A 20,990-nucleotide genomic window follows, 5' to 3' on the forward strand; every position below is an offset into this window, starting at 1 on the left:
GCAGGACAAGCCAGAGAATACGCGACATGCCCTTAGCGTATCTGTTCGGTCTTGGGTAGTTAGGTGAGATTATCTCTGACAGGCCTGGGGAAAACCTGATGAAGAAGGATTTCTCGGATCGTCCAAATGCGTTCCGTGAGACCTGCTGCCATAGCCGGAGAACAAGGCTGGTAGCGCCGCCTGCCGATGGGCTCTGGTAGGGGAAGTCGGAGGGAGCGGTGGGGGCGGGCAAAGTTGTAGACCGTCATCCGCCAGTCACCGCGGTGCTCCCGGGACTCAGGCCTGCGGGCAAAGGCCAGGGTCTTGCGCACGGAGAAGGCGTCCATACGCCGGGCCGTGGCGTTGAGCCGCTCAATGGCAGAGGTGTTAGGGGTGGTGTAGCCCAGACGCTCTAACTCCAGGTCAATGCGCTTGCGACTGCCATGGGCCATGCGCAGTCTGACCTCCACCACCCGCCGGCCCTCACGCCGTTTGAGCACCTGGACATGGGCCTGTCGGCGGGTCAGGCGATAGCGCTCTCGCGGCCTCCTGCCGCGAGCCCCTCGCCGCTTGGGCTGGTAGGGGGTTCCGAAGACTTGCGGGAACAGGGTGGCGTAGCATTCCCAGCCATCGCTGAAGAAGGCCAGATCCTGGAAGTCTCTCAGCCGGGCCTTCCCCCCGCGCAGAAGGCGGCGGGCCAGATCCTCGTTGCGCTCGCCCTGCACCCGCTCCACGATCAGGCGGCTTTTGGGTTCGAGCAGCTCCGCCTCCCAGCAGGGCCGATCCTTGCTCCCGGCGTACCCGTGCCGCTCGTCGGCCTGCAGGCTGCTGCACACCAGGCTCTGCACCTGCTGGTCATGAAACAACCGCCCATGCGAACCCAGGCAGCGTTCCAGTCTACGCACGCTCTCCCGGCTCACCTTGAGCAGGCGAGCGGTGGCGGCCTGACTGCTGCCCTCGCTCAGTTGCTCTGCGACCGCTACGGCCTTGGATTCGGGCAGTTTACAGTTCCAGAGGGCCGTTCCCTTCCTTTCGCTGAACTCCTGCCCGCAGCTCTTGCAACGCAGGTATCGTATCTTTTCTGCGCTGTACACTTTGCGTACCTTGAGATTGCCTTGTCCGGTTTTCCCGTACAGCTTGCATCCTTCTATCGGGCATGCCAGACTTGAGAGGGGAGGTTTGTTTGTTTTCACACAACGCAATCTGCGTTGAAAACGGCCTCCCCTTCAACCCCTGTCTGGGATAATCTCACTCTACTACCCGGTCTTGCACAGGCTATGAAAACAGATTAAAGGGCGCTTTTCCTTTGCCCAAGAGCCAGGGGTAAATATCCCACAATCGCCAGGGCGATGAGGGTCGCCCAGACGAGCAAAGCGGTGCTGTAATCGCTCAGGCCCAGCACCACCCCCATTCCCCACTGGAGCAAGAACACCCCCATGAAGCCCATAAAGTTGATGGCCGTAACGGCCCGTCCGGTGAGTTCGGTGGGGAAGGCCAGGCGGGCCTGGGCCAGGCTCAGGATGTTAAAGGCGCCGGTGAAGCCCATCAGCCCGTAGATCAGGTAAAGGCCCCAGGCGGGCATCTGGGGCCACAGGGCCAGCAGCAGGGGCCCCAGGGTAAACCCGAGGCTGGCCGAGAGCAACACCCGCGGCAGACCCCAGCGGTCGGCCAGGGGGCCGCACAGCAAAAAGCCCAGCAGCGCGGCCAGTGAGAAGGTGAAGAGCACGCTGCCGACCTCGAGGCTCCCCAACCCCCGCACCTTGAACAAAAAGTCGCCGCCCCACAGGGTCTGCCAGGCCAGAAACCCGCCCCCCACCATAAAGTTGAGCCAGCCCATGCGCCAGAACTGGCTGCTTCGCCAGATCAGGCTGGCGTTGCCGGCCTGGGTGCTCCGGGGCAGCGCCATGCCCTTGGGGGCGTTGCGTACCCCCAGGGCCACCACCAGCGCCACCAGCACAATCACCAGGGCCCCCCACTCGAAGACCCCGCGCCAGCCGATCTGCTCCTTGAGCCAGGCCAGGGGGCTCGAGGCCGCAATGGCCCCCGAGGCCCCCAGGGCCACATACAGGCTGCTGATGCTGGCGTAGCGGTGGGCAGGGAACCACAGCGAAAAGGCCTTCAAAGCGCCCATCAGGGCCGCTGCAAAGCCAATCCCCAGTAGCGCCCGCCCCGCCGAAAGGGTCACAAAGTCCTGGGCCGAGGCAAATATCAGGGCCCCTGCGGCCCCCAACAGCATGAGCGCCGGGTGCACAAAGCGCGGGCCAAAGCGATCCAGGAGCGCGCCTAAGGGCAACTGCGCCATGGCAAAGGTCAGGTAAAACAGACTGGTCATCAGGCCCAGCTCGGCCGAGGTGAGGCCCAGGTCGCGCCGTAGGTCGGGCGAGATGACCGCGTTGGTCGCGCGGAAAAAGTAGGAGAGGAAGTAGGCCAACAACAGGATTGCAAAAATCCGAAAAGCCGCCGGCATGTTCTGTATCCTACCCCCATGAACTCCAATACGGCGTCTGTTTTGTGGCTCGAGCTCCTGGGCGGGCTTTTGGTGGTGTTGGGAGCGCTGCTCGCGTGGCTGGCCTTCACCCTGGCCAACCAGACCATTGACCCCAGCCTGGAGAAAAACCTGCTGCGCATCCGGCTCGACCTGCCGGGTTTTCTGGATGGGCTGGCCCGCCACCTGGCCACCGCCGGGGCCTGGATGGCCGGGGTGGGCGGGCTGCTCTTTTTTGGAGCCGCTCACCTGGTGCGGCTCTTCCGGCTCGTGCTGGGCCTGGCGGCCTTATTTGCGCTGGGGGTGTGGGTCTGGCTAGCGTTTTAGGCTCAGGAGTTCGGTGGTGCCGCCTTCAAACTGGCTCTTAACCAGCCCCACCCCCTGGGCATACCAGGCATAGGTCTTGAGGGTAGTGCTGAGCGGGATGCTGTGTTCCCCCATTTTCATGCTCCCACGGATGGTTGTGGTGCTCTCGACTTTGAGGGCGGTGAAATGCCCGGCGGGTACCGTCACGCTTTCCTGCCCAAGCACCTTGTTGGTGGTACTGATGCTTTGTTCGATCTGCATGGTCATGCCTTGTTGTTTCATCTCTCCGCTGACTTCGTAGCTGTAGCTCCAGGTGGTTCCAACCTGCATAACTTGTGGAATGGTCACCCCGTCGGCCTTGCGGGTTTTGAGGTTCATCTGTACCCCTCGGTTGTTGAGCGGCTGGATGTACTCGGGCTGGATAAGGCCGCTGCTTTCGCAACTCCAGCGGCTCTCGATAACGATGTCTTTGAGGGTCTGGCGCTGGGTAAAACCCCTGGCGCTGACGTTGGTGAAGCTGACTGTATAGGTTGAGTTATCCACACTCAACCGGTAGCTCCAGACCCAGCCCTCGCGCACCGGGAAGAAGGGGTGATCGCACTGGGCCCAGGCTAGAGCGGCTAGCATCAGTATTGAGGTTACAAGCAATGGGCGCATACACGGCTCCTTCTTCTTAAAGATATGCTGCCCGGCGTTATTCTGGCGTTAATTTTGGCGATACCCCGCCCCGGCCTCCTGGCTCGAGGCCCCCAGCGCAGCGTGTGGCAGGGGAAATGAATCCTCTGCCCTAAATACCCGGCTCCAGATGGGCTACCCTGGTCACATGGCTATCGTTACGCCACAGACCCTTCGCCAGGACTTTCCCCTGCTCGTGCACCATCCCGAGCTGGTCTACCTCAACTCGGCGGCCACCAGCCAGAAGCCCCAAGCGGTTATCGAAGCGGTGTCCCGCTACTACCGGGAGCTCAATGCCAGCGTGCACCGGGGGGCCTACACCCTCTCGGCGCAGGCCAGCGAGGCCTACGAGCAGGCCCGCCGTACCCTGGCCCGCTTTATTGGGGCCGAGGAGCGTGAGATTATCTTCGTGCGCAACACCACCGAGGCCCTCAACCTGGTGGCCTACGCCTGGGGGCTGCGTAACTTGCAGCCCGGCGATGAAATTCTCCTGACCGAGATGGAGCACCACGCCAACCTGGTGCCCTGGCACCTGGTCTGCGAGCGCACGGGGGCCAGGATCAAAGCCATACCGCTTGGGGATGATGGGCGCTTGGAATTGGAGCACCTCGGCACCCTCCTCACCGAGCGGGTCAGGCTGGTGAGCGTGATGCACGTCTCCAATGTGCTGGGAACCGTTAACCCGGTGGCCCAGATTGCCCAGGCGGCCAGGGCCGTGGGGGCTTTGGTGCTGGTGGATGGGGCGCAGTCGGCCCCGCATATGCCGGTGGATGTACGGGCTCTGGGGGCCGATTTCTATGCGTTTTCCGGGCACAAGATGCTGGGGCCTACCGGCATCGGGGTGCTCTGGGGGCGCTACGAGGTGCTGGAAACCCTGGCCCCTTTTTTGGGGGGCGGCAGCATGATTCGCGAAGTTTACGTAGACCGCTCCACCTATGCCCAGCCGCCCCAGCGCTTCGAGGCCGGAACCCCGGCGGTGGCTGAGGCCGTTGGGCTGGCTGCGGCGGTGGAATACCTCGAGCGCCTGGGTATGGCGAACGTATGGCAACACGAGCTCGAGCTTGCCGCCTACGCCCTCGCGCGCCTCGACGAGGAGCTGCCCGAAGTGCGCACCTTTGGCCCCCGCGGCCAGGATCGCAGCGGGGTGATTCCCTTTGTGCTGGGCAGTATCCACGCCCACGACGTGGCCACCGCCCTCGACCAGTACGGCATTGCGGTGCGGGCCGGGCACCACTGCGCCCAGCCCCTGCACCGCAAGCTGGGGGTTGCCGCTACGGTGCGGGCCAGCTTTTACGTCTACACCACCCGAGAAGATGTGGATCGCTTCATCGAGGCCCTGAAGAAGGTACGCGACTTTTTCAAAGACTGGCTATAGCACAGGGACTTACAATAAACCGTATGAACCTCCTGGAGGATCTGTACAAAGACATCATCCTGCGCCACTACAAGTCGCCCCACAACTACGGCCCGCTGGAATCGGCCAATGTGCGGGTCGTGGGCGATAACCCCTCCTGTGGCGATCAGATCGAGCTACAGGTCGAGACCGATGGCGAGCAGATTGCCGATGTGCGTTTTCGCGGGCAGGGCTGTGCCATCTCGCAGGCCTCGGCCTCTTTGATGACCGACCTGGTCAAGGGCAAGACCTGGGCCGAGGCCCTCGAGCTCGAGCGCAAGTTCAAGTCCATGATTCTGGACGGTGCGCCGCCCGCACCTGAGCTGGGCGACTTAGCGGCCTTGTCGGGGGTGCACAAGCTGGCGGCCCGGGTCAAGTGCGCCACCCTGGCCTGGAACGCCCTCGAGCAAGCGGCCCAGGAAGCCCGAACCAAGGCCCAGGGCACCTAGCACAAGAGGGTGCTGAAGTCGTTGAAATCGGCACGGAAGCCGCCGGGCAGGCCCTTGGCAATGACCGAGACCGCGTCGTGGGAGTGCAGGCTCTCGAGGTGCGAGCAGGCCACCTGGAAGTCGTGGATGCGCCGGTCGGCAATGAGCTGCTCGTAGAGCAGCCGGGCGGCATCCTCCACAAACTTCACGTAGGCCCCGTTCAGCTCGGCAAAGGCCTGCTCGTCCTCGCGCTTGACCATCACCTGGGTCTCGGTTTTGAGGGCCGCGCGGGCGTGGTGGATCAGGTCTTCCAGGTGCAGCGAGGTATCCGGCGCCACCTCCACCTTGATGCGGGCCTTGGAGCGCTGGCTGTGGGGGATGGCGTACACCCCCCGCACATCGCGGGCGTGCTCGGCCAGCTCGGCGGAGCAGGGGCAGGCCGAGGAGTAGACGAAGTCGAGCTCGACAAAGCGGCGCAAGGTGCCGTTTTCTTCCAAAACCGCCTCGTAGCTGCCGCTGTAGTACTGGTAGCCCTCGAGGCCGGAGCGCAGGGCCGGAACCAGCATGGGGTAGCTGAAGGCCACCTTGACCCGGGCGCTCATGCTCTCGAGGTCGCGGCGGTAGTCCTGCACCACCCGGGCCAGGGTATCCAGGCTAAAAACCTCGTCTTTGTGGGCATAAAAGGTACGGATGATCCGGCTCATGTTGATGCCCTTGAGGTTGGCCTGAAGCGATACCGTGCCGGTAACACGGGCCTCGAGGGTCAGGGCTTCACCCGCGGGGGTGGCAAACTTGAGCGGGAGCCGGAAGCCCGAGATGCCCACCTGCTGGATGGCGACGTTGGCCCCTTCGATCGAGTCCACGGTCTCGGTCATGTCGGGCAGGCTGGCCTTGTAGGCCGCATCGGGCCGGAACTGGTGGTCGTAGTGGCGGGTGATGACGGGTTCGGCGCCGTCGGTGTTGCGGAACAGGTAGGCTTTTTTGCCACCGTTTTTTTCGATTTTGAGAGGGGGTGTATCGAGGATTTGCTTATTGTCGAAGCTAAGCAAGGGCGTCTCCTTTTTCGTCAGCAACCTCGAGCAGTCTGACGAGTAGGTATGCGAAGGGAATCTATTGTGTGGTGTCCTGAGCTGCTTCCCTTCAAACCGGCTCCGGAACCAATCGCAGTCTAGCCTAACTGCACCCTCATAGCATGCCACCTTATACACAAACTGAACGTAACCTGGACGCTAGTTTTCTTAAAGTGGGGTACCACCACCATCGGCCCAGCGACCCGGCGGGGCGATTTTGTGTCAAAGAGGGCTTTTTCTCGCCAATGGCCTGGGTTGTTTGCTACAGATTCCACCCGCCCGAAACCTCCATCACTTGGCCGGTAATGTAGCTGCTCTGCTCATCCACAAAGAAGAGCACGGCCCGGGCCAGCTCCTCCAGCTGGGCCAGCCGGCCCATGGGAATCTCGTTGATTGGTTTGGAAAGGGAGTTTTCGGCCACCCCCGGCGCGACCACATTCACCGTGATGCCCCGGGGGGCGAGGCGCTGGGCCAGGGCCTTGCTGTACAGAATCAGGCCGGTTTTGGCGATCACGTAGGGGGTAATCTCTGGGCGGGCCAGCAGGTTTTGCGCGCCGGCAAACCCGATGTTCACCACCCGCCCATAGCCGGTCTGGCTCAGGTAGGGGAGGGCGGCCTGGGTCAGATAAAAAGGCGCGTTCAGGTTGGAGTCCAGTATGGAGTGCCATTCCTCGGGGGTGGTCTGTTCGATGGGTTTTTTGAGGTAGTTTCCAACGTTATTGACCAGTACCTGTAAACCCCCGAGCTGTTCGGCTACCTCTTCGATGAGCCCCTGGGCCTCCTTGACCCGTGTGACATCGGCCTGCACCCGGATGGCCCGCACCCCGTGCTGAAGGGCCTCCTGGCGGGTTTGTTCGGCCTCGAGGGCGCTTTGGTGGTAGTGCACGGCCACATCGAACCCCTGCCGGGCCAGCGCCAGCACAATGGCCCGCCCGATGCCCCTGGCCGAGCCGGTGACCAGGGCCACCCGGCTCATACCGCCCCCCTTCCCAGGTAGGCCTCCAGCAGGGTGCGGGTGATGCGGTTCAGGGGATACCGGAGCGCCTCCTCCGGGTTGACCCAGGCCCACTCCAGGATCTCCTGGTTGGGGCGGATGGTCTCATCCGGGCTTTCGGCGAAGTAGTTGATGAACAGAAAGTGCATGGGCTTGTAAAACTGGGGGTCGAACACCCCCTCCAGCAGCAGGGCAAAGCGGATCTGGGTGAGCTCGAGGCCCACCTCTTCGCGAAACTCCCTCTGTAAAGCGGCCTCCAGAGATTCGCCCCATTCAATCTTGCCCCCCGGCACCCCCCACCAACCCTGCCACTTGCCGGTCTTGACGATCAGCACCCGGCCCGAAGGCCCTTTCACCAAAGCGCCCACGGTGGGAATCGGATATCTTGGCTCCATACCGGGCTTTAGGCTACGCCGCCGGGCCCCGGCAGAAGGTGCCGAAGGCTAGTTTTGCAACACCTTGTAGACCGCATAGACCCGCCCATTTTTGGGATAGGCCTCGAGGCCATACAGCACCCCGTGATTGGGCAAGCGCGCGGTGGTCTTTTGTGGCAGGCCGGTTTCAAAGGCCACCACCAGGGGGTCATCGCGGCGGAAGCCTGCCCCGCGGCTCACCCAGCCCGCAACCTGCGGGTGCTTGGCGCTGAAGTAAACCCGCAGGGGTTTGCTACCGGCCATCAGTACGATGGAAGGAACCGGGCCCCGCTCGGCCAAAGCGATCATCACCACTTCCTCCGAAACCTGGTAGAGCTCGGCCAGCTCGGGTATCAGCCGGGGGGTCTGGCCCTTCTGGGCGATGGCCGCCTGCACTGCCTGGCCGGGCAGCAGCATCTCGGCGGCCCCCAGGTTGCACAGGGCCTCGAGCTCCTTTTCCAGGGCCTGGCCTTCGTAGGTTTCGTGCAGGTCGGAGAGCAGGTCGTCGTCCTGCTGGATCAGTATGTGCATGACCTCGTGGGCCAGGGTAAACCGCTGGCGTTTGGGCGGGGAGTCCTGGTCAATCAGGATATGATTCTGCCCTGGCATCCAGGCCCCAAACTTGCCCTCTGGCAATCGGCCGTAAGAGAGGCTGGCGCCGATGCCCGCAGCCAAGCGCTCGGGGGTTAGGGGGGCGTGGGCCTTGCGGTACCGCTCAGCCAGGGCAATCACCCTCAACCTGAGATCGTTGGACATCTTCCCGCCAGATTACTGGATGGCTACAAAAAGCGAAACCCGCTGGGTGTTTTCGTAGACCTCGTAATCGAAGGTGAAAGCCCTCTTGGGCGCGCCGGGCTGCCGGAAATAGGCCCGGACTTGCTGCCAGGCCTCTTTTACCGAGTCTGGTTTGGCGCTGGGCACACTAAACATCAGATACCGGCCCCCAGGGACGTTCAGGCCGCTCAGGCCGGGTGGCACGTCGTCCGGCCCCATCACCTGGTAGCCCAGCAGCACCGAGAAGGGGCCCTGCTCGCTTTCGTAGTTGAAATAAACCACAAAAGGCTTTCCCCTGGCCCGGCGCTTGGGGATGAGCAGCTCGAGCGCCCCGCTTTCTATCTTGTGCCAGAGCGGAGGAATCCGGGCGGTCTGGGGGTCTTGCTCCAGGGCCAGGCTGGTACGCAGCTCGTACCCTGCGACAAAAAAGCCGGACTCGAGGGTGTGGACAGGGCGCTCCATACACTCATTATGGCCGGGGGATCGGGTTTGCGACCACACGGCGTGCAAAACAAGCCACAGCGCTTCTCTGTGGCGGAACACCTCGAGGCCGATCCTTTCAGGGTAAAGACCATTTTTGCAACGCCTTCGGGGCTTTGCCTGTATGTACAAAAAAGATGATGACCAGCGGCCACCATCTTTGGGAGTTTTCTAAAGATGTCCTAGCCCTCCAGCACCCGCTTGAGGTGCAGGAAGATCTCGTACCAGTCGCGCTTGGACTCCGGGCGCTTGCCCCGTAGCTCGATGCGGGCTAGGGTGCGCTGCCACTCGGGGGTGATCTCGGCCCCCAGGATGGGGTCGGCGATGAGTTCGGCCAGGCCCTTGGGCAGCGAGGCTTCGGTGCGCTCGCCGTAGAAGTCTACCGGGGCCAGCAGGTCGTTGACCGATAGGTTGTAGGAAGTCGCCAGGGTTTGCAGGGTGTCGAGGGAAGGGTTGGTGCGGCCCCGCTCGAGGTCAGACAGGTAGGGCACCGAGAGCCCGCTTTTCTCGGAGAGGTCTTTGAGGCGCCAGCCCTGCTGGGTGCGCAGCTCACGAAGGCGTTCGGCTAGTGTCATGGTTCTGACGGTAGCATAAAAATTTTCTACGGTCAAGACGTAATGTTCTGCTTGGATATTGCGTTATGCAGATAGATTATGCTAATATCATAACAGGAGGCGGACATATGAACGTTAGCGAAATCATCTGGAAGTCCGTAGGGCGTGGTGCAGCACACCCCAGCGAGGTGCTCAATGCCCTTATCGAGCTGGATAACCGCAAAGGCCAGATTGGGCTGTGGGCTCTGGAGAACGAACTGCGCGCCAAAATGCCCCTGCTTCGCCCGGCGGCCCGGCCTCTGGCCCAGGCCTGGCTCGAGGCCACCGTCCTCTACCGCACCACCTTCTACTCCGAGGGCCGCCTATCCAGGCTGTTTCACCGTTTCGTTCAGCCCGAACAACGGCCCCTTCCCTTCGCAAGTTAGCCCCGCGGGGTGACCATGTTTTCTACTTTTTTTGCAGAAATAGAAGCCCGCTATCGGCACGAGCGTCTGCTCGAGGAAACCTTGGGGGTTGGCCCCGCTATCCACCAAACAGTACAGGAGGCCCGCATGATGCAACTCGCCCAGCAAACCCAGGCTCCGGCTATGGAGCATGTCCGTCGTGTTTCGGCATATGTGTTCGTTTCCTGCGCCCAACCCAAACGCCTTGCACGGGCCCTGCGCCGCCTGCCAGGGGTGATCAAGGCCGATGCCCTGCTGGGGGCCTCCGAGGCGGTGCTGGTGGTGGAGCGGCACAATTTTGAGGCCTTGCAGTCACTGCTGACCGAAGTGCAATCCACCCCCGGTGTTCGTAAGATTTCAGTCAAACTCGCGGCCTGAAGGGCGTCCTGTAAGCGCACCAGGAGGTGCTGAATGTTCAAGATCGTGCCCAATCTCTGGTTCGACAAAGAGGCCGCGGAGGCCGCTCGGTTTTATTGCGATGCAATTCCGGGTTCCAGGATAAATAGTTTGGTTGTTTTGCGCGATACGCCCTCGGGGGACTGCGATCTGGTCTCGTTTGAGCTGGCCGGCCAGCCCTTCATGGCCATCAGCGCGGGGCCGCTTTTCAAGTTCAATCCCTCCATCTCGTTTATCCTCAACTTCGACCCCTCCCAGGGGCGCACCCGACAAGACCTCGAGGCCCTGTGGAACAAGTTGCTGCCAGGGGGTAGCGTGCTGATGCCATTACAGGCCTATCCCTTTGCGCCCCTCTACGGCTGGATTCAAGACCGCTACGGCCTTTCCTGGCAGCTTAACCTCTCCGACCCCGGTGGCGAGGCGCGTCCTTTTATCACGCCCGCGCTATTGTTTGTGGGCGAGGTATGCGGCAAGGCCGAGGAGGCCCAGGACTTCTATACCTCGGTGTTCCCCAACGCTCGACGGGGAGCGACGATGCGCTATCCGGCGGGCATGGCGCCCGAGCGCGAAGGTACCTTGATGTACAGCGAGTTCATGCTGGCGGGCCAGTGGTTTGCCGCCATGGACAGCGCCTACCCGCACAACTTCGCTTTCAACGAGGCCATCTCGTTCATGATTTACTGCGACACCCAGGCCGAAATTGACCATTACTGGACGAAGCTCTCAGCGGTACCGGAGGCCGAGCAGTGTGGCTGGCTCAAAGACAGGTATGGTCTGAGCTGGCAGGTAGTGCCCCGGGCGTTGGAGCAGATGCTGCAAGACCCCGACCCAGAACGGGTCAACCGGATTAACCAGGCGGTGCTTCAGATGAAAAAGCTTGACCTGGCCGAGTTGCAAAAGGCCTATGCCTGAACGGTTGTGGAAGCAACTTCGAGGTAGATTATGACGATAAAAGTATCGGCGTGTATACCGGTGATCCCCAGCCGCGACGTGCAGGAATCGCTGCGGTTTTATCAGACCCACCTGGGCTTCCAGGATGCTTTTACCTGGGGCGAGAACCCGGTGGAGTACGGCGGGGTGAGCCGGGACGGGCTGCGGTTGCACTTCTACCTCGAGCCCAACCCCGAAATCAGCCGTAACTATGCCTTCCGGCTCGAGGTGGACGAGGTAGACCTGCTGTATGTGGCCTGCGAGGCCGCCGGCATCGTGCACCCCAATGGCAGGCTGGAAAACAAGCCCTGGGCCACCCGCGAGTTCACCCTCCTCGACCCCTCTGGGGTGGCTATACGGGTTTACCAGGAGCTTAGGGTATAACCCGCTCCCGGGGTGCCTGTAGCAAGGCTTTGCCTAAAGCCTCGCCGGGCTTGCCGTCGCCCCGGTAGGCCTCGGGTTCTTTCTCGATCCAGGCGTAGCCCTGGTGGTGGAACTGCAGGCTGCGGAAGCCCTGGGCAAAGGCCGCCTCGATGAGCTGGCCCAGCGAGCCGGCCTCGAGGCCCTTTTCTTTGAGCGCCTCGAGCAGGTCGGGCGGTAGATCCGGCTCGAAGCCCTGCTGGGCGGAAAGCTGCTGATAGGCCGGCTCACGCTGCTCCATGGTGCCGCCTTGGGCGAAATAGCGCTCCAGCACCCTGTACCAGTCGCCGCTGCGGGTGATGGGGGCCATGGCGGTATAGGCCTGCTCGAGGGCCTCCGGGGAATAGTCGTGGTAGCGGTTCTCGTGGACTACCATCTCCCGGGGCAGGCGGGGCCTCGGGGCCGGGCTTTCGTCCGGCACCCCCACGCACAGGCCGGCCACCGGTATCACCCCCTGCGGCAGTCCACACAGCGCCTTAATTTCCTTTATGCCGTTCAGCACCCCGCCAATCCACACGATGCCATAGCCCAGGCTCTCGGCCATGGTGGCCAGGGCGCTTCCGGCCAGCACCGCATCGGTGATGGCAAAGTGCAGGGCGGTGCGGGGCCAGTGCCCGAACACCCCGCCCCGGTGCTCCACCAGCCGGCGCAGGCGGTAGACGTCGGCCAGAATCAGGAAAAACTCGGCGCAGGTCTCGATGTGGGGGTTGTGGCCGGAGTGGCTTGAAACCTTGCGGCGTAGCTCAGGGTCGCTGATGCGCAGCAGGCTGTACATCTGCGCGGTGGCGTCGGTGGGGGCCCGCTGGGCGGCAAAGAGTATCTTTTCCAGGTCGCCTTCGCGCAGGGGCTCGGGCTTGAACTTGCGCACGCTGGCGCGGCGCTGGTATAGCGTGTGTAGATCGTTCATAACAGTAGCCTACCGTGTTGGCGGGCTATAGAGCCATGGCTGCGATCTTTTGAGCTCAGGCCTGCTCGAGCGCCTCTTTGCGCACCTCTTCCTCGGGCTGGCCGGCCGGGTACTGCCCGTTGAAGCAGGCCAGGCAGACCGGCCCCCCGATGGCCTGGCGCACCCCGGACTCGCTCAAAAAAGCCAGCGAGTCGGCCCCGATAAGCTGGCGGATCTCTTCAACGCTGTGCGTTGAGGCCACCAGCTCCTTGCGGGCCGCGGTGTCGATGCCGTAGTAGCAGGGGAACTTGATGGGCGGGGAGGAGATGCGCACGTGCACCTCGGCGGCCCCGGCCTCGCGCAGCAGTTGCACGATGCGCCCGGAGGTGGTGCCCCGCACAATGGAGTCGTCCACCAGCACCACCCGCCGGCCCGCCACCACCGGGGTGGCGGCCAGTTTGAGCCGCACCTTCAGGTCGCGCATCTCCTGGGTGGGCTGGATAAAGGTGCGGCCTGTGTAGGGGTTTTTGTGCAGGCCGTAGTCCAGAGGAATCCCCGAGGCCCGGCTGTAGCCGATGGCCGCCCCAATCCCGGAGTCGGGCACCGGTACTACCAGGTCGGCCTCGGCGGGGGCTTCCTGGGCCAGCACCTCGCCCATGCGGATGCGGGCGGGGTGGGTGGCGATACCGTCCAGGGTTGCATCGGCCCGGGCAAAGTAGATCCACTCAAAGGCGCAGGGGGTGGGACGGGGCTCGAGCACCTGCATGGAGCAGAGCTCCCCCGACTCCACCCAGACCAGCTCGCCGGGCCGCACGTCGCGCACGAAGCGGGCCCCCATCAGGGCCAGGGCCGGGGTCTCCGAAGCAAAGACCCAGCCGCCATTTTCCAGTCGCCCGATCACCAGGGGTCGCACCCCGTTGCCGTCGCGCAGTGCCAGCACCGTCTGCCGATCCATCAGCACCACGCTAAAGCCCCCCTTTAGCTCCCGCATGGCCCGGGCGGTGGCCTCCACCAGGCTGAGCCTGGCGTAGCGGGCGATCAGGTTGATCATCACCTCGGTGTCGTTGGTGGTCTGGAAGACCGCGCCGTGCTCGAGGAGCTGCTGGCGGATCTGCAGGGCGTTCACAAAGTTGCCGTTGTGGGCAATGGCCAGAATCCCCTTGGAGCTGCGCACGCTCAAGGGCTGGGCGTTGAAGCGCAGGTTGGAACCGGTGGTGGAGTAGCGGGTGTGCCCGATGCCCAGGTTGGCCCCCTGGATGCGCAGACGCTGCATCCGGGTCTCGTCGAAGACCTGGCTGACCAGGCCCAGGTCTTTTTCGATCACCAGGTCTTTCCCGTTTGAAACGCAAATTCCCGCAGCTTCCTGCCCCCGGTGTTGCAGGGCGAAGAGCCCCAGCTGCAAGAGCTCGGCCACCGGCAGGGGCTCGGGCGACCACAGGCCCAGCACCCCGCACTCTTCCCGGGGTTTGTCCATCATGGCAACACCTCCCGCAAGGGCGCTTCCCAGGCCTGCCGCAAAGCCGCCACGGGCCACTCCAGGCGCGCTTTGGGGGTCAGGATGGTGAGGGTTGAGCCGCCCACCTGCCCCAGGACGTGGTAGGGCAGGCCGTGGTTCTCCAGCAGTTTAACCGCGGCCTGCAAGTGGGCCTGGTTCACGCTGAACAGGATGCGGCTGGGGGCTTCCCCAAACAGCACAGCATCGGGCCGGGCCGGGCTGCGCAGCTCGAGGGTGGCCCCCAGGCCATAAGGCAGGCACATCTCGGCCAGGGCCACCGCCAGGCCCCCCTCGGCCACGTCGTGCGCGGTGCTGACCCAGCCCCGCCCGATCAGCTCGCGGATGGCGGCCTGGGCCCTGGCTTCCAGGGCCAGATCCAAAGGCGGCGGGCTCCCGGCCTCCTGGCCGTGCACCACCCAGAGGTACTCCGAGGCCCCCAGATGCCCCTCCAGCGCGCCGATGAGCACGATAAAATCGCCCGCATGCTGGAAGCCCTGCTGGGCGCGCTGCTCGAGGTTCTGCAAAAGCCCCACCACCCCCACCATGGGCGTGGGCGGGATGCGGTAGTTGGGCCCTTCGTTGTAGAGCGAGACGTTCCCCGAGACCACCGGAAGCCCCAGGGCCCTCGAGGCCTCTGCCAGGCCCTGGATGGTCTCGGACAGCTCGAAGTAGCCCTCGGGGGTCTCGGGGTTGCCGCAGTTGAGACCGTCGGTGTAGGCCAGGGGCTGGGCGCCCACCACGCTCACGTTGCGGCTGGCCTCGGCCAGGGCGTGCATGGCCCCTAAGCGGGGTGAGAGCTTGCTGTAGCGGGGGTTGGCATCCACCTTGACGGCCAGCCCCCGCCGGGTGCCCTTGATGCGCAGGATGGCCGCGTCGCCCGAGCCGGGTACCAGCACGGTGTTGGTGCCCACCTGGTGGTCGTAGCGCTGGTAGATGGGGGCCCGGCTGCACAGGTTGGGCGAGGCCAGCAGCCGGGGCAGAATATCTTGCAGGTCGGAAGGAAGCGGTAGGGCACCCAGATCCACCGCCCTCAGCCGGGCGATGGCCGGGTCTTCCTGCCCTTCGCGGGTGTAGGTGGGGCTGTCGGCCAGGGCTGCGGTGGGCACCTCGGCCACCACCTGGCCCGCGTGCACCACCCGGAAGACCGGCTCGGCGATGGTATGGGCCACCGGGACGGCGTCCAGCCCGTAGCGGGCCGCCAGGGCCTCCAGCGCCTGCTCCTTACCGGGCCGGGGCACCAGCACCATGCGCTCCTGCGACTCCGAGAGCATCAGCTCGATGGGGTTCATGCCCGCCTCGCGCTGCGGTACCCGGTCGAGGTTGAGCTCGAGGCCCAGCCCCGACTTGTGGGCCAGCTCGGAAAGCGAGGAGGTAAGCCCGGCCGCCCCCATGTCCTGCACCCCTTCGACCAGATCCTGCCGGATGGCTTCCAGGGTCAGCTCCATGGTCAGCTTGCCCAGGAAGGGGTCGCCCACCTGCACGCTAGGCCGTTTGGACTCGTTCTCTTCCGAGAGCTCCTCCGAGGCAAAGGCCGCCCCGCCAATGCCGTCGCGGCCGGTCTTGGAGCCCACGTAGTAGACCGGCCGCCCCAGGGAGGCCCGGCTCTTCTTGAGTTCTTCTATACGCAAAAGGCCCACGCACATGGCGTTTACCAGGGGGTTTTCCTGATAGTCGGGGTGGAAGTAGACCTCGCCCCCCACCGTGGGCACGCCGATGGCGTTGCCGTAGTGGGCGATGCCCTCCACCACCCCCCGCACCAGGTAGCGCGTGCGGGGGTCGTCGGGCCGGCCGAAGCGCAGCGAGTTTAAGAGGGCGATGGGCCGGGCCCCCATGGCCACGATGTCGCGGATGATGCCCCCCACCCCGGTGGCCGCGCCCTGCACCGGCTCCACCGCCGAAGGGTGGTTGTGGCTCTCGATTTTGAAGGCCACCGCCCAGCCCTCCCCAATCTCCACCACCCCGGCGTTCTCGCCGGGGCCCTGCAGCACGGCAGGGCCCTCCTTGGGCAGCAGCCGCAGCAGCGGGCGGGAGTTCTTGTAGGAGCAGTGCTCGCTCCACATCACCTTGAACAAGTAGAGCTCGAGCCGGTTGGGCTCGCGCCCCAGCAGGCGCACAATCGCCTGGTACTCACCCAGCGGAATGCCGGTCTCCTGGAGGAAAGGGGGTTGGGTTTCTTGGGTCATAAACCGATCATCTCTAAAGCACAGTCTTCTGGTCCACGCGAGGGTTCACAGGGCCCGCGGTGGATGCCCAAAAACCTTCTCGAGCAGCGGGAAAAGCTCGAGGTGGCTAGCGATGCGGGCGCTGGGCTCGGGCGGCCCGTTGCGGTGGGTGTGTCCGGTGTAGAGCACCGCGTAGGGGTAGCCGGTCTGGAAGGCCCCGGCGATGTCGGTGCGGGGGATATCCCCGATGTGCAGGGCTTCCTGGGGTTTGGCCCCCATCTCGTCCAGGGCGGCCAGGAAGGCTTCGGGGTGGGGCTTGACCACCCCGGTTTCGTCGGAGAAGGAAAAGCCGCTAAAGAGGTCGTGCAGCTTGTGGCGCATGAGCTGCTCGCGCAGGATGCGCCCGGTGGAGACGCTGGTATCGGAGACGATGCCCAGGGTGTAGTGCTGGGCCAGTTTGGGCAGGGCCTCGAGCACCCCCGGCAGCGGCAGCAGGCTCCCCTGCAGGGCCGCCTCCACGATGCGCTGGGTGGTGAGGGCCACCAGACCCTCGTCGTAGGGCAGGCCCAGGTAGGCAAAGATGCGGGTGACCCGCTCGAAGGGGGTCATGGCCTGACCGGCGTTCCAGGCTGCCTCGAAGTCCAGCGCGGCCTGCCGCCAGGCCTCCATCACCGCGGCGGGCTCGGCGGGCACGCCGGCCTCGGAGGCCGCATCCAGCAGGATCTCGTTGCGCAGGTTCTTGACCTGCCCGGCATACTCCGGGCCTTCGATGAAAAGGGTGCCCCAAAAATCGAAGGTGATTGCCTTTACCATGCCCATACCTCCTGCTCAATTGTTGCTGTTGCCCGGCTTAGACCACGACCTCGAGGGCCTGCTTGAGGCTCTGGAAAAACGGCAACCCATCGGCAGAGCCCAGGACGCTTTCCACCGCCCGTTCGGGGTGGGGCATCAGGCCCAGCACATTGCCCGCTGGGTTCACAATACCCGCAATGTCGTTCAGGGAGCCGTTGGGGTTGTAGCCCTCCTGCGAGGGCGCTTCTTGAGGGGCGGTGTAGCGGAAGACCACCTGGTGGTTTTGCTCGAGCCGTTCCAAGGTTTCTGCGTCGGCATAGTAGCGGCCCTCGCCGTGGGCGATGGGAATCCGCAGCACCTGCCCTGGGGTATACGCGCGGGTAAAGGGCAGGTCGGTGCGCTCGACCCGCAAAAACACCTCCTTGCAGGTGAAGTGGAGGTTGGTGTTGGCCAGGAGGGCCCCCGGCAGCAGCCCGGCCTCGGTGAGCACCTGGAAGCCGTTGCAGATCCCCACCACCGGGTAGCCGCGCAGCGCCAGCCGCCGCACCTCCTGCATCACCGGCGAGAACTTGGCCAGCGCCCCCGCCCGCAAATAGTCCCCATAGGAGAACCCCCCCGGCAGCAGGGCGGCCTGGAAGCCCTCCAGGTTTCGCTCGGTGTGCCAGACCAGCTCGGCCTCTAGCCCCACCAGCCGCAGGGCCCACAGGGCGTCCTGGTCGCAGTTGGAGCCAGGGAACTGAATCACCGCCACCTTCATGCCAGCTCCTTCACCGCCTCCACCACAAACACTTCCATCACCGGGTTGGACAGCGCCTTGCCGATGTTATGCGCGGTGGTTCTGGCCTCCGCCTCGCTCTGGGCCTCCACTTCCATCTCCAGCACCCGCCCCACCCGCACGTTCTCGACCGGGTACCCGAGGCCCTGCAAAACCCCTTCCACGGCCCGCCCCTGGGGGTCGAGGATGCCGTCTTTGAGCTCGATTAGGAGGGTAATGTGGTATTTCATAGCCCTTGCACCCGCCGCAGCACTTCCTGATAGGCTTCCTCCACCCCGCCTAGGTCGCGGCGGAAGCGGTCTTTGTCCATTTTTTCGCCGGTTCCCATCTCCCACAGGCGCATGGTGTCGGGCGAAATTTCGTCGGCCAGCACCAGCCGGCCGTCCGGTAGGCGGCCAAACTCCAGCTTGAAGTCGACGAGCTCGAGGTTGCGCTGGGCGAAATAGTCTTTTAGCAGGGTGTTGATCTGCAGGGCCAGGGTGCGGATGCGCTCCAGCTCGGCCTCGCTCAAAAGCCCCAGGGCCAGAGCCGCTTCCGGGTAGATGAGGGGGTCGCCCAGGGCATCGTTTTTGTAGGAGAACTCCAGCAGGGGCTTGGGGAGCACCCGGCCTTCCTCCACTCCGTAGCGCCGGGCAAAGGTACCGGCGGTGCGGTTGCGCACGATGACCTCGAGCGGCACGATCTCTACCTGTCGCACCAGCATCTCCCGCTCGGATAGCTGCCGCACAAAGTGCGTGGGGATGCCGTGGCCTTCCAGATAGCCAAACAGGGCCGAAGCAATCTGGTTGTTCACCGACCCCTTACCGGCGATCTGGGCCCGCTTCTGCCCGTTGAAGGCGGTGGCATCGTCCTTGAAATAGACCCGCACCATCCCCGCCTCGGAACTGGGATAGATAATTTTGGCTTTACCCTCGTAGAGTTTCTCCATCCGAATCTCTTCCATACTACCCCTCTACAGCCCAAAGCGGGCATAGATGGTATCCACATGGCGCAAGAAGTAGCCGGGGTCGAAGGCCTGGGCCAGCGCCGCGCCCTTGAGGGGGCAGGCCGGGTCGGCCTCGAGCAGGGCCCGGAAGTCCTGCCCCTCGGCCCAGCTTTTTAAGGCGTTGCGCTGGACGATCTCGTAGGCCGCCGTGCGATCCAGGCCGGCCTCGATCAGCAGGCTTAGCACCCGCTGGGAGTAGACCAGGCCGCGGGTGCGCTCGAGGTTGCGCTGGATGTTTTCCTCAAACACCACCAGCCCCTCCAGCACCCGCAAAAGCCGGCGCAGCATGTAGTGGGCCAGGGTGGTGGTGTCGGGCAGGATCACCCGCTCCACCGAGCTGTGCGAGATGTCCCGCTCGTGCCAGAGGGCCACGTTTTCCAGTTCGGCCTGCAGGTTGCTGCGCAGCAGCCGGGCCAGCCCCGAGATGTTCTCCAGGGCCACCGGGTTTTTCTTGTGCGGCATGGAGGAGGAGCCGGTCTGCTTGTAGCTAAAGGGTTCCTGGGCCTCCAGCACCTCGGTGCGCTGCAGGTGGCGCAGCTCCACCGCGATGCGCTCGAGGTCGGCCCCCAGGATGGCCAGCGCGCCCATCAGCTCGGCGTGGCGGTCGCGCGGTACCACCTGGCTCGAGGCCGGCTCAATCTGAAAGCCCAGCTTCTGGGCCACCCAGGCCTCGACGGCGGGCTCCACGTGGGCGTAATTCCCCACCGAGCCCGAGATCATGGCCACCCGGATGCCCTCGCGGGCCCTATTCAGGCGCTCCCTGTCGCGCAGCAAAGCCGCATAGAAGGCCAGAAAACGCAGGCCAAAGCTGGTGGGCTCGGCGTGCACCCCGTGGGTGCGCCCCACCGCCGGCAGGTGCTTGTACCGCACCGCCAGGTGCTTCAGGGCGGCCAGAACCTTATCCAGCTCCTGTTCGATCAGACCCAGGGCCTCGTCCAACAGCAGGTTCTGGGCGGTGTCCACCACATCGGTGCTGGTCAGGCCCAGGTGCAGCCAGCGGGCCACCTCGAGGCTACCCACCCACTCGGTAAGGGCACGGGTAAAAGCCACAATGTCGTGCCGGGTCTCGGCCTCGATTTCCTCGACGCGCCGGGCGAAGCTCGCATCCAGCGGCTTTTGCTGCAGGGCCTGGCGCAACTGCTGGGCCGTGCCGATGGGCACCTGCCCCAGGCTTTCCCAGGCTTCCATCACCAGAATTTCCACCTCGGCCCAGACCTGGTACTTGCGGGCCTCGCTCCAAAGCGCACGCATCTCGGGGGTCTGATAACGCTCAATCATGGCCCCATTACCCCCTTCGCCGTCCGATCAAAGAACGTAGGATTGGTTTTTTCCACGCGGGATCACTTGTTGTTCTTCATTGCCTCGCTGGACAATCTGGTGAACAACGTCATGAGCCTATCATGCTCCGGGGGTGGGGGCAACCGCGGGCCTCGAGTTGTTTTCATCCTGGCGGGTTAGTATTGGGGCCATGATCCGTGCAGTGTTGTTCGACGTGGGTGATACGCTCATTCTGGGGCACCCCAAATACTGGCTATGGCCCATTCTGGAGGCCAAGGGCATCGCCCACCAGGCCGACCTCAAGCGCCTTCCTCAGGCCATCCAGGACGCCTATGCCCACTACTCCGACCACCATATGAGCGCCACCGACGAGGCCACGGCCCTTTCGTTTTGGCGGGCCTTTCACCGGGAGGTCATGAACGGCATTGGGCTGGGGGCCTACGCCGACGAGGTGGCCGACTACCTAAGAGAACACTGGCAGAGCCCCCACATCTGGCCGCTCACACCGGGGGCCAAAGAGGTGCTGGGCGAGCTTAAGAGCCTGGGCTTCAAGCTGGGGGTGGTCTCCAACTGGGACTGGACGCTGCCGGGGGTTTTGCGGGCCACAGGCCTGGCCGATTTCTTCGACTATGTGGGGGTCTCGGCGCTGGAGGGGGTGGCCAAGCCCGACCCGCGCTTTTTCCAGATCGTGCTAGGCCATCTGGGCGTGGAGCCGCAGCAAGCGATTCACGTAGGCGACTCGGAGGACGATATCGCCGGGGCCAGGGCCGCCGGGGTACGGCCCATCCTGTTCGACCCGTACCGCCAGAACCCCAATGCGGTGGGCGATCTGGCCTGGGTGATCGAGTACGCCACAGGCCGGGTGGACTGGTTGTAG

At 64.2% G+C, this 20,990-nt stretch carries 25 protein-coding genes; 8 read left to right on the plus strand and 17 right to left on the minus strand.

Annotated elements, in window-relative coordinates; genetic code table 11:
- Positions 1–59: 59 nt before the first annotated feature.
- On the minus strand, positions 60–1,073 hold the full coding sequence (locus tag MTAI_RS15085) for a hypothetical protein (protein WP_210210036.1): 1,014 nt from the start codon (positions 1,071–1,073) through the stop codon (positions 60–62).
- Between the two features lie 194 nt (positions 1,074–1,267).
- Entirely contained in the window at positions 1,268–2,446 is a 1,179-nt protein-coding gene (locus tag MTAI_RS03825) for an MFS transporter (RefSeq protein ID WP_027888718.1), read from the minus strand.
- Between the two features lie 18 nt (positions 2,447–2,464).
- Here MTAI_RS03825 and MTAI_RS03830 point away from each other — a divergent pair, with 18 nt between their 5' ends.
- Entirely contained in the window at positions 2,465–2,791 is a 327-nt protein-coding gene (locus MTAI_RS03830; protein WP_027888717.1) for a hypothetical protein, read from the plus strand.
- On the opposite strand, the gene MTAI_RS03835 is transcribed toward MTAI_RS03830, so the two are convergent.
- A complete protein-coding gene (locus MTAI_RS03835; RefSeq protein ID WP_223299736.1) occupies positions 2,780–3,397 on the minus strand; it encodes a TapB family protein in 618 nt (205 codons plus the stop codon). The genes MTAI_RS03830 and MTAI_RS03835 overlap by 12 nt on opposite strands.
- Before the next feature lie 178 nt (positions 3,398–3,575).
- Here MTAI_RS03835 and MTAI_RS03840 point away from each other — a divergent pair, with 178 nt between their 5' ends.
- The gene (locus MTAI_RS03840) at positions 3,576–4,820 is read left to right on the plus strand and encodes an aminotransferase class V-fold PLP-dependent enzyme (protein WP_081698429.1); all 1,245 of its coding nucleotides are present in this window, start codon (positions 3,576–3,578) and stop codon (positions 4,818–4,820) included.
- Between the two features lie 23 nt (positions 4,821–4,843).
- Entirely contained in the window at positions 4,844–5,287 is a 444-nt protein-coding gene (gene sufU, locus MTAI_RS03845; protein ID WP_027888714.1) for a Fe-S cluster assembly sulfur transfer protein SufU, read from the plus strand.
- Here sufU and folE2 read toward each other — a convergent pair.
- The 6 genes from folE2 to MTAI_RS03875 all read right to left on the minus strand — a co-directional run bounded on the left by folE2 (position 5,284) and on the right by MTAI_RS03875 (position 9,572).
- Positions 5,284–6,315: a GTP cyclohydrolase FolE2 gene (gene folE2 / locus MTAI_RS03850; RefSeq protein WP_245453130.1), complete on the minus strand. Its 1,032-nt coding sequence runs from the start codon at positions 6,313–6,315 to the stop codon at positions 5,284–5,286. The genes sufU and folE2 overlap by 4 nt on opposite strands.
- A gap of 283 nt (positions 6,316–6,598) precedes the next feature.
- Positions 6,599–7,312 carry a bifunctional dihydropteridine reductase/dihydrofolate reductase TmpR gene (tmpR, locus tag MTAI_RS03855; RefSeq protein WP_027888712.1) on the minus strand — a complete coding sequence of 238 codons (714 nt, stop codon included), beginning with the start codon at positions 7,310–7,312 and terminating at the stop codon, positions 6,599–6,601.
- Positions 7,309–7,725 carry an NUDIX domain-containing protein gene (locus tag MTAI_RS03860; protein WP_027888711.1) on the minus strand — a complete coding sequence of 139 codons (417 nt, stop codon included), beginning with the start codon at positions 7,723–7,725 and terminating at the stop codon, positions 7,309–7,311. The genes tmpR and MTAI_RS03860 overlap by 4 nt, the downstream gene beginning before the upstream one ends.
- 48 nt (positions 7,726–7,773) lie before the next feature.
- Positions 7,774–8,499 (minus strand): ImmA/IrrE family metallo-endopeptidase, encoded by a 726-nt coding sequence (locus MTAI_RS03865; protein WP_027888710.1) that lies wholly within the window; start codon positions 8,497–8,499, stop codon positions 7,774–7,776.
- Positions 8,500–8,511: 12 nt separating this feature from the next.
- Entirely contained in the window at positions 8,512–8,979 is a 468-nt protein-coding gene (locus MTAI_RS03870) for a GyrI-like domain-containing protein (protein WP_027888709.1), read from the minus strand.
- A 200-nt stretch (positions 8,980–9,179) separates the two neighbouring features.
- Positions 9,180–9,572, minus strand: a complete 393-nt coding sequence (locus MTAI_RS03875; protein ID WP_027888708.1) for a helix-turn-helix domain-containing protein — start codon at positions 9,570–9,572, stop codon at positions 9,180–9,182.
- Between the two features lie 107 nt (positions 9,573–9,679).
- On the opposite strand from MTAI_RS03875, the gene MTAI_RS03880 reads away from it, so the two are divergent.
- From MTAI_RS03880 to MTAI_RS03895, 4 genes are all read left to right on the plus strand, one after another.
- Positions 9,680–9,976: a hypothetical protein gene (locus MTAI_RS03880; protein ID WP_013014553.1), complete on the plus strand. Its 297-nt coding sequence runs from the start codon at positions 9,680–9,682 to the stop codon at positions 9,974–9,976.
- A 126-nt stretch (positions 9,977–10,102) separates the two neighbouring features.
- On the plus strand, positions 10,103–10,372 hold the full coding sequence (locus tag MTAI_RS03885; RefSeq protein WP_245453131.1) for an Lrp/AsnC ligand binding domain-containing protein: 270 nt from the start codon (positions 10,103–10,105) through the stop codon (positions 10,370–10,372).
- Positions 10,373–10,405: 33 nt separating this feature from the next.
- On the plus strand, positions 10,406–11,302 hold the full coding sequence (locus MTAI_RS03890) for a VOC family protein (RefSeq protein ID WP_027888706.1): 897 nt from the start codon (positions 10,406–10,408) through the stop codon (positions 11,300–11,302).
- A 30-nt stretch (positions 11,303–11,332) separates the two neighbouring features.
- Complete coding sequence (locus tag MTAI_RS03895) at positions 11,333–11,704, plus strand: bleomycin resistance protein (RefSeq protein ID WP_027888705.1); 372 nt, start codon at positions 11,333–11,335, stop codon at positions 11,702–11,704.
- Here MTAI_RS03895 and MTAI_RS03900 read toward each other — a convergent pair.
- From MTAI_RS03900 to purB, 8 genes are read right to left on the minus strand one after another with little or no spacing between them, the layout of a single operon-like run.
- Positions 11,694–12,647, minus strand: a complete 954-nt coding sequence (locus MTAI_RS03900; protein ID WP_027888704.1) for a nitroreductase family protein — start codon at positions 12,645–12,647, stop codon at positions 11,694–11,696. The genes MTAI_RS03895 and MTAI_RS03900 overlap by 11 nt on opposite strands.
- Positions 12,648–12,702: 55 nt before the next feature.
- A complete protein-coding gene (gene purF, locus MTAI_RS03905; protein WP_027888703.1) occupies positions 12,703–14,100 on the minus strand; it encodes an amidophosphoribosyltransferase in 1,398 nt (465 codons plus the stop codon).
- On the minus strand, positions 14,100–16,304 hold the full coding sequence (purL, locus tag MTAI_RS03910) for a phosphoribosylformylglycinamidine synthase subunit PurL (protein WP_027888702.1): 2,205 nt from the start codon (positions 16,302–16,304) through the stop codon (positions 14,100–14,102). Before purL ends, purF begins: the two co-directional genes overlap by 1 nt.
- A gap of 45 nt (positions 16,305–16,349) precedes the next feature.
- Positions 16,350–17,096 carry an HAD family hydrolase gene (locus MTAI_RS03915; protein WP_036197452.1) on the minus strand — a complete coding sequence of 249 codons (747 nt, stop codon included), beginning with the start codon at positions 17,094–17,096 and terminating at the stop codon, positions 16,350–16,352.
- A 37-nt stretch (positions 17,097–17,133) separates the two neighbouring features.
- On the minus strand, positions 17,134–17,832 hold the full coding sequence (gene purQ, locus MTAI_RS03920; RefSeq protein WP_027888701.1) for a phosphoribosylformylglycinamidine synthase subunit PurQ: 699 nt from the start codon (positions 17,830–17,832) through the stop codon (positions 17,134–17,136).
- Positions 17,829–18,080, minus strand: a complete 252-nt coding sequence (gene purS / locus MTAI_RS03925) for a phosphoribosylformylglycinamidine synthase subunit PurS (protein WP_027888700.1) — start codon at positions 18,078–18,080, stop codon at positions 17,829–17,831. The genes purQ and purS overlap by 4 nt, the downstream gene beginning before the upstream one ends.
- A complete protein-coding gene (purC, locus tag MTAI_RS03930; protein WP_027888699.1) occupies positions 18,077–18,778 on the minus strand; it encodes a phosphoribosylaminoimidazolesuccinocarboxamide synthase in 702 nt (233 codons plus the stop codon). The genes purS and purC overlap by 4 nt, the downstream gene beginning before the upstream one ends.
- Positions 18,779–18,802: 24 nt before the next feature.
- Positions 18,803–20,113, minus strand: coding sequence for an adenylosuccinate lyase (gene purB, locus MTAI_RS03935; protein WP_027888698.1), 1,311 nt, complete (start codon positions 20,111–20,113; stop codon positions 18,803–18,805).
- Between the two features lie 190 nt (positions 20,114–20,303).
- On the opposite strand from purB, the gene MTAI_RS03940 reads away from it, so the two are divergent.
- Positions 20,304–20,990 carry an HAD family hydrolase gene (locus MTAI_RS03940; protein ID WP_027888697.1) on the plus strand — a complete coding sequence of 229 codons (687 nt, stop codon included), beginning with the start codon at positions 20,304–20,306 and terminating at the stop codon, positions 20,988–20,990.

The sequence above is a fragment of the Meiothermus taiwanensis WR-220 genome (genome assembly GCF_003568585.1).
In the GTDB taxonomy this organism is placed as follows: domain Bacteria; phylum Deinococcota; class Deinococci; order Deinococcales; family Thermaceae; genus Meiothermus; species Meiothermus taiwanensis.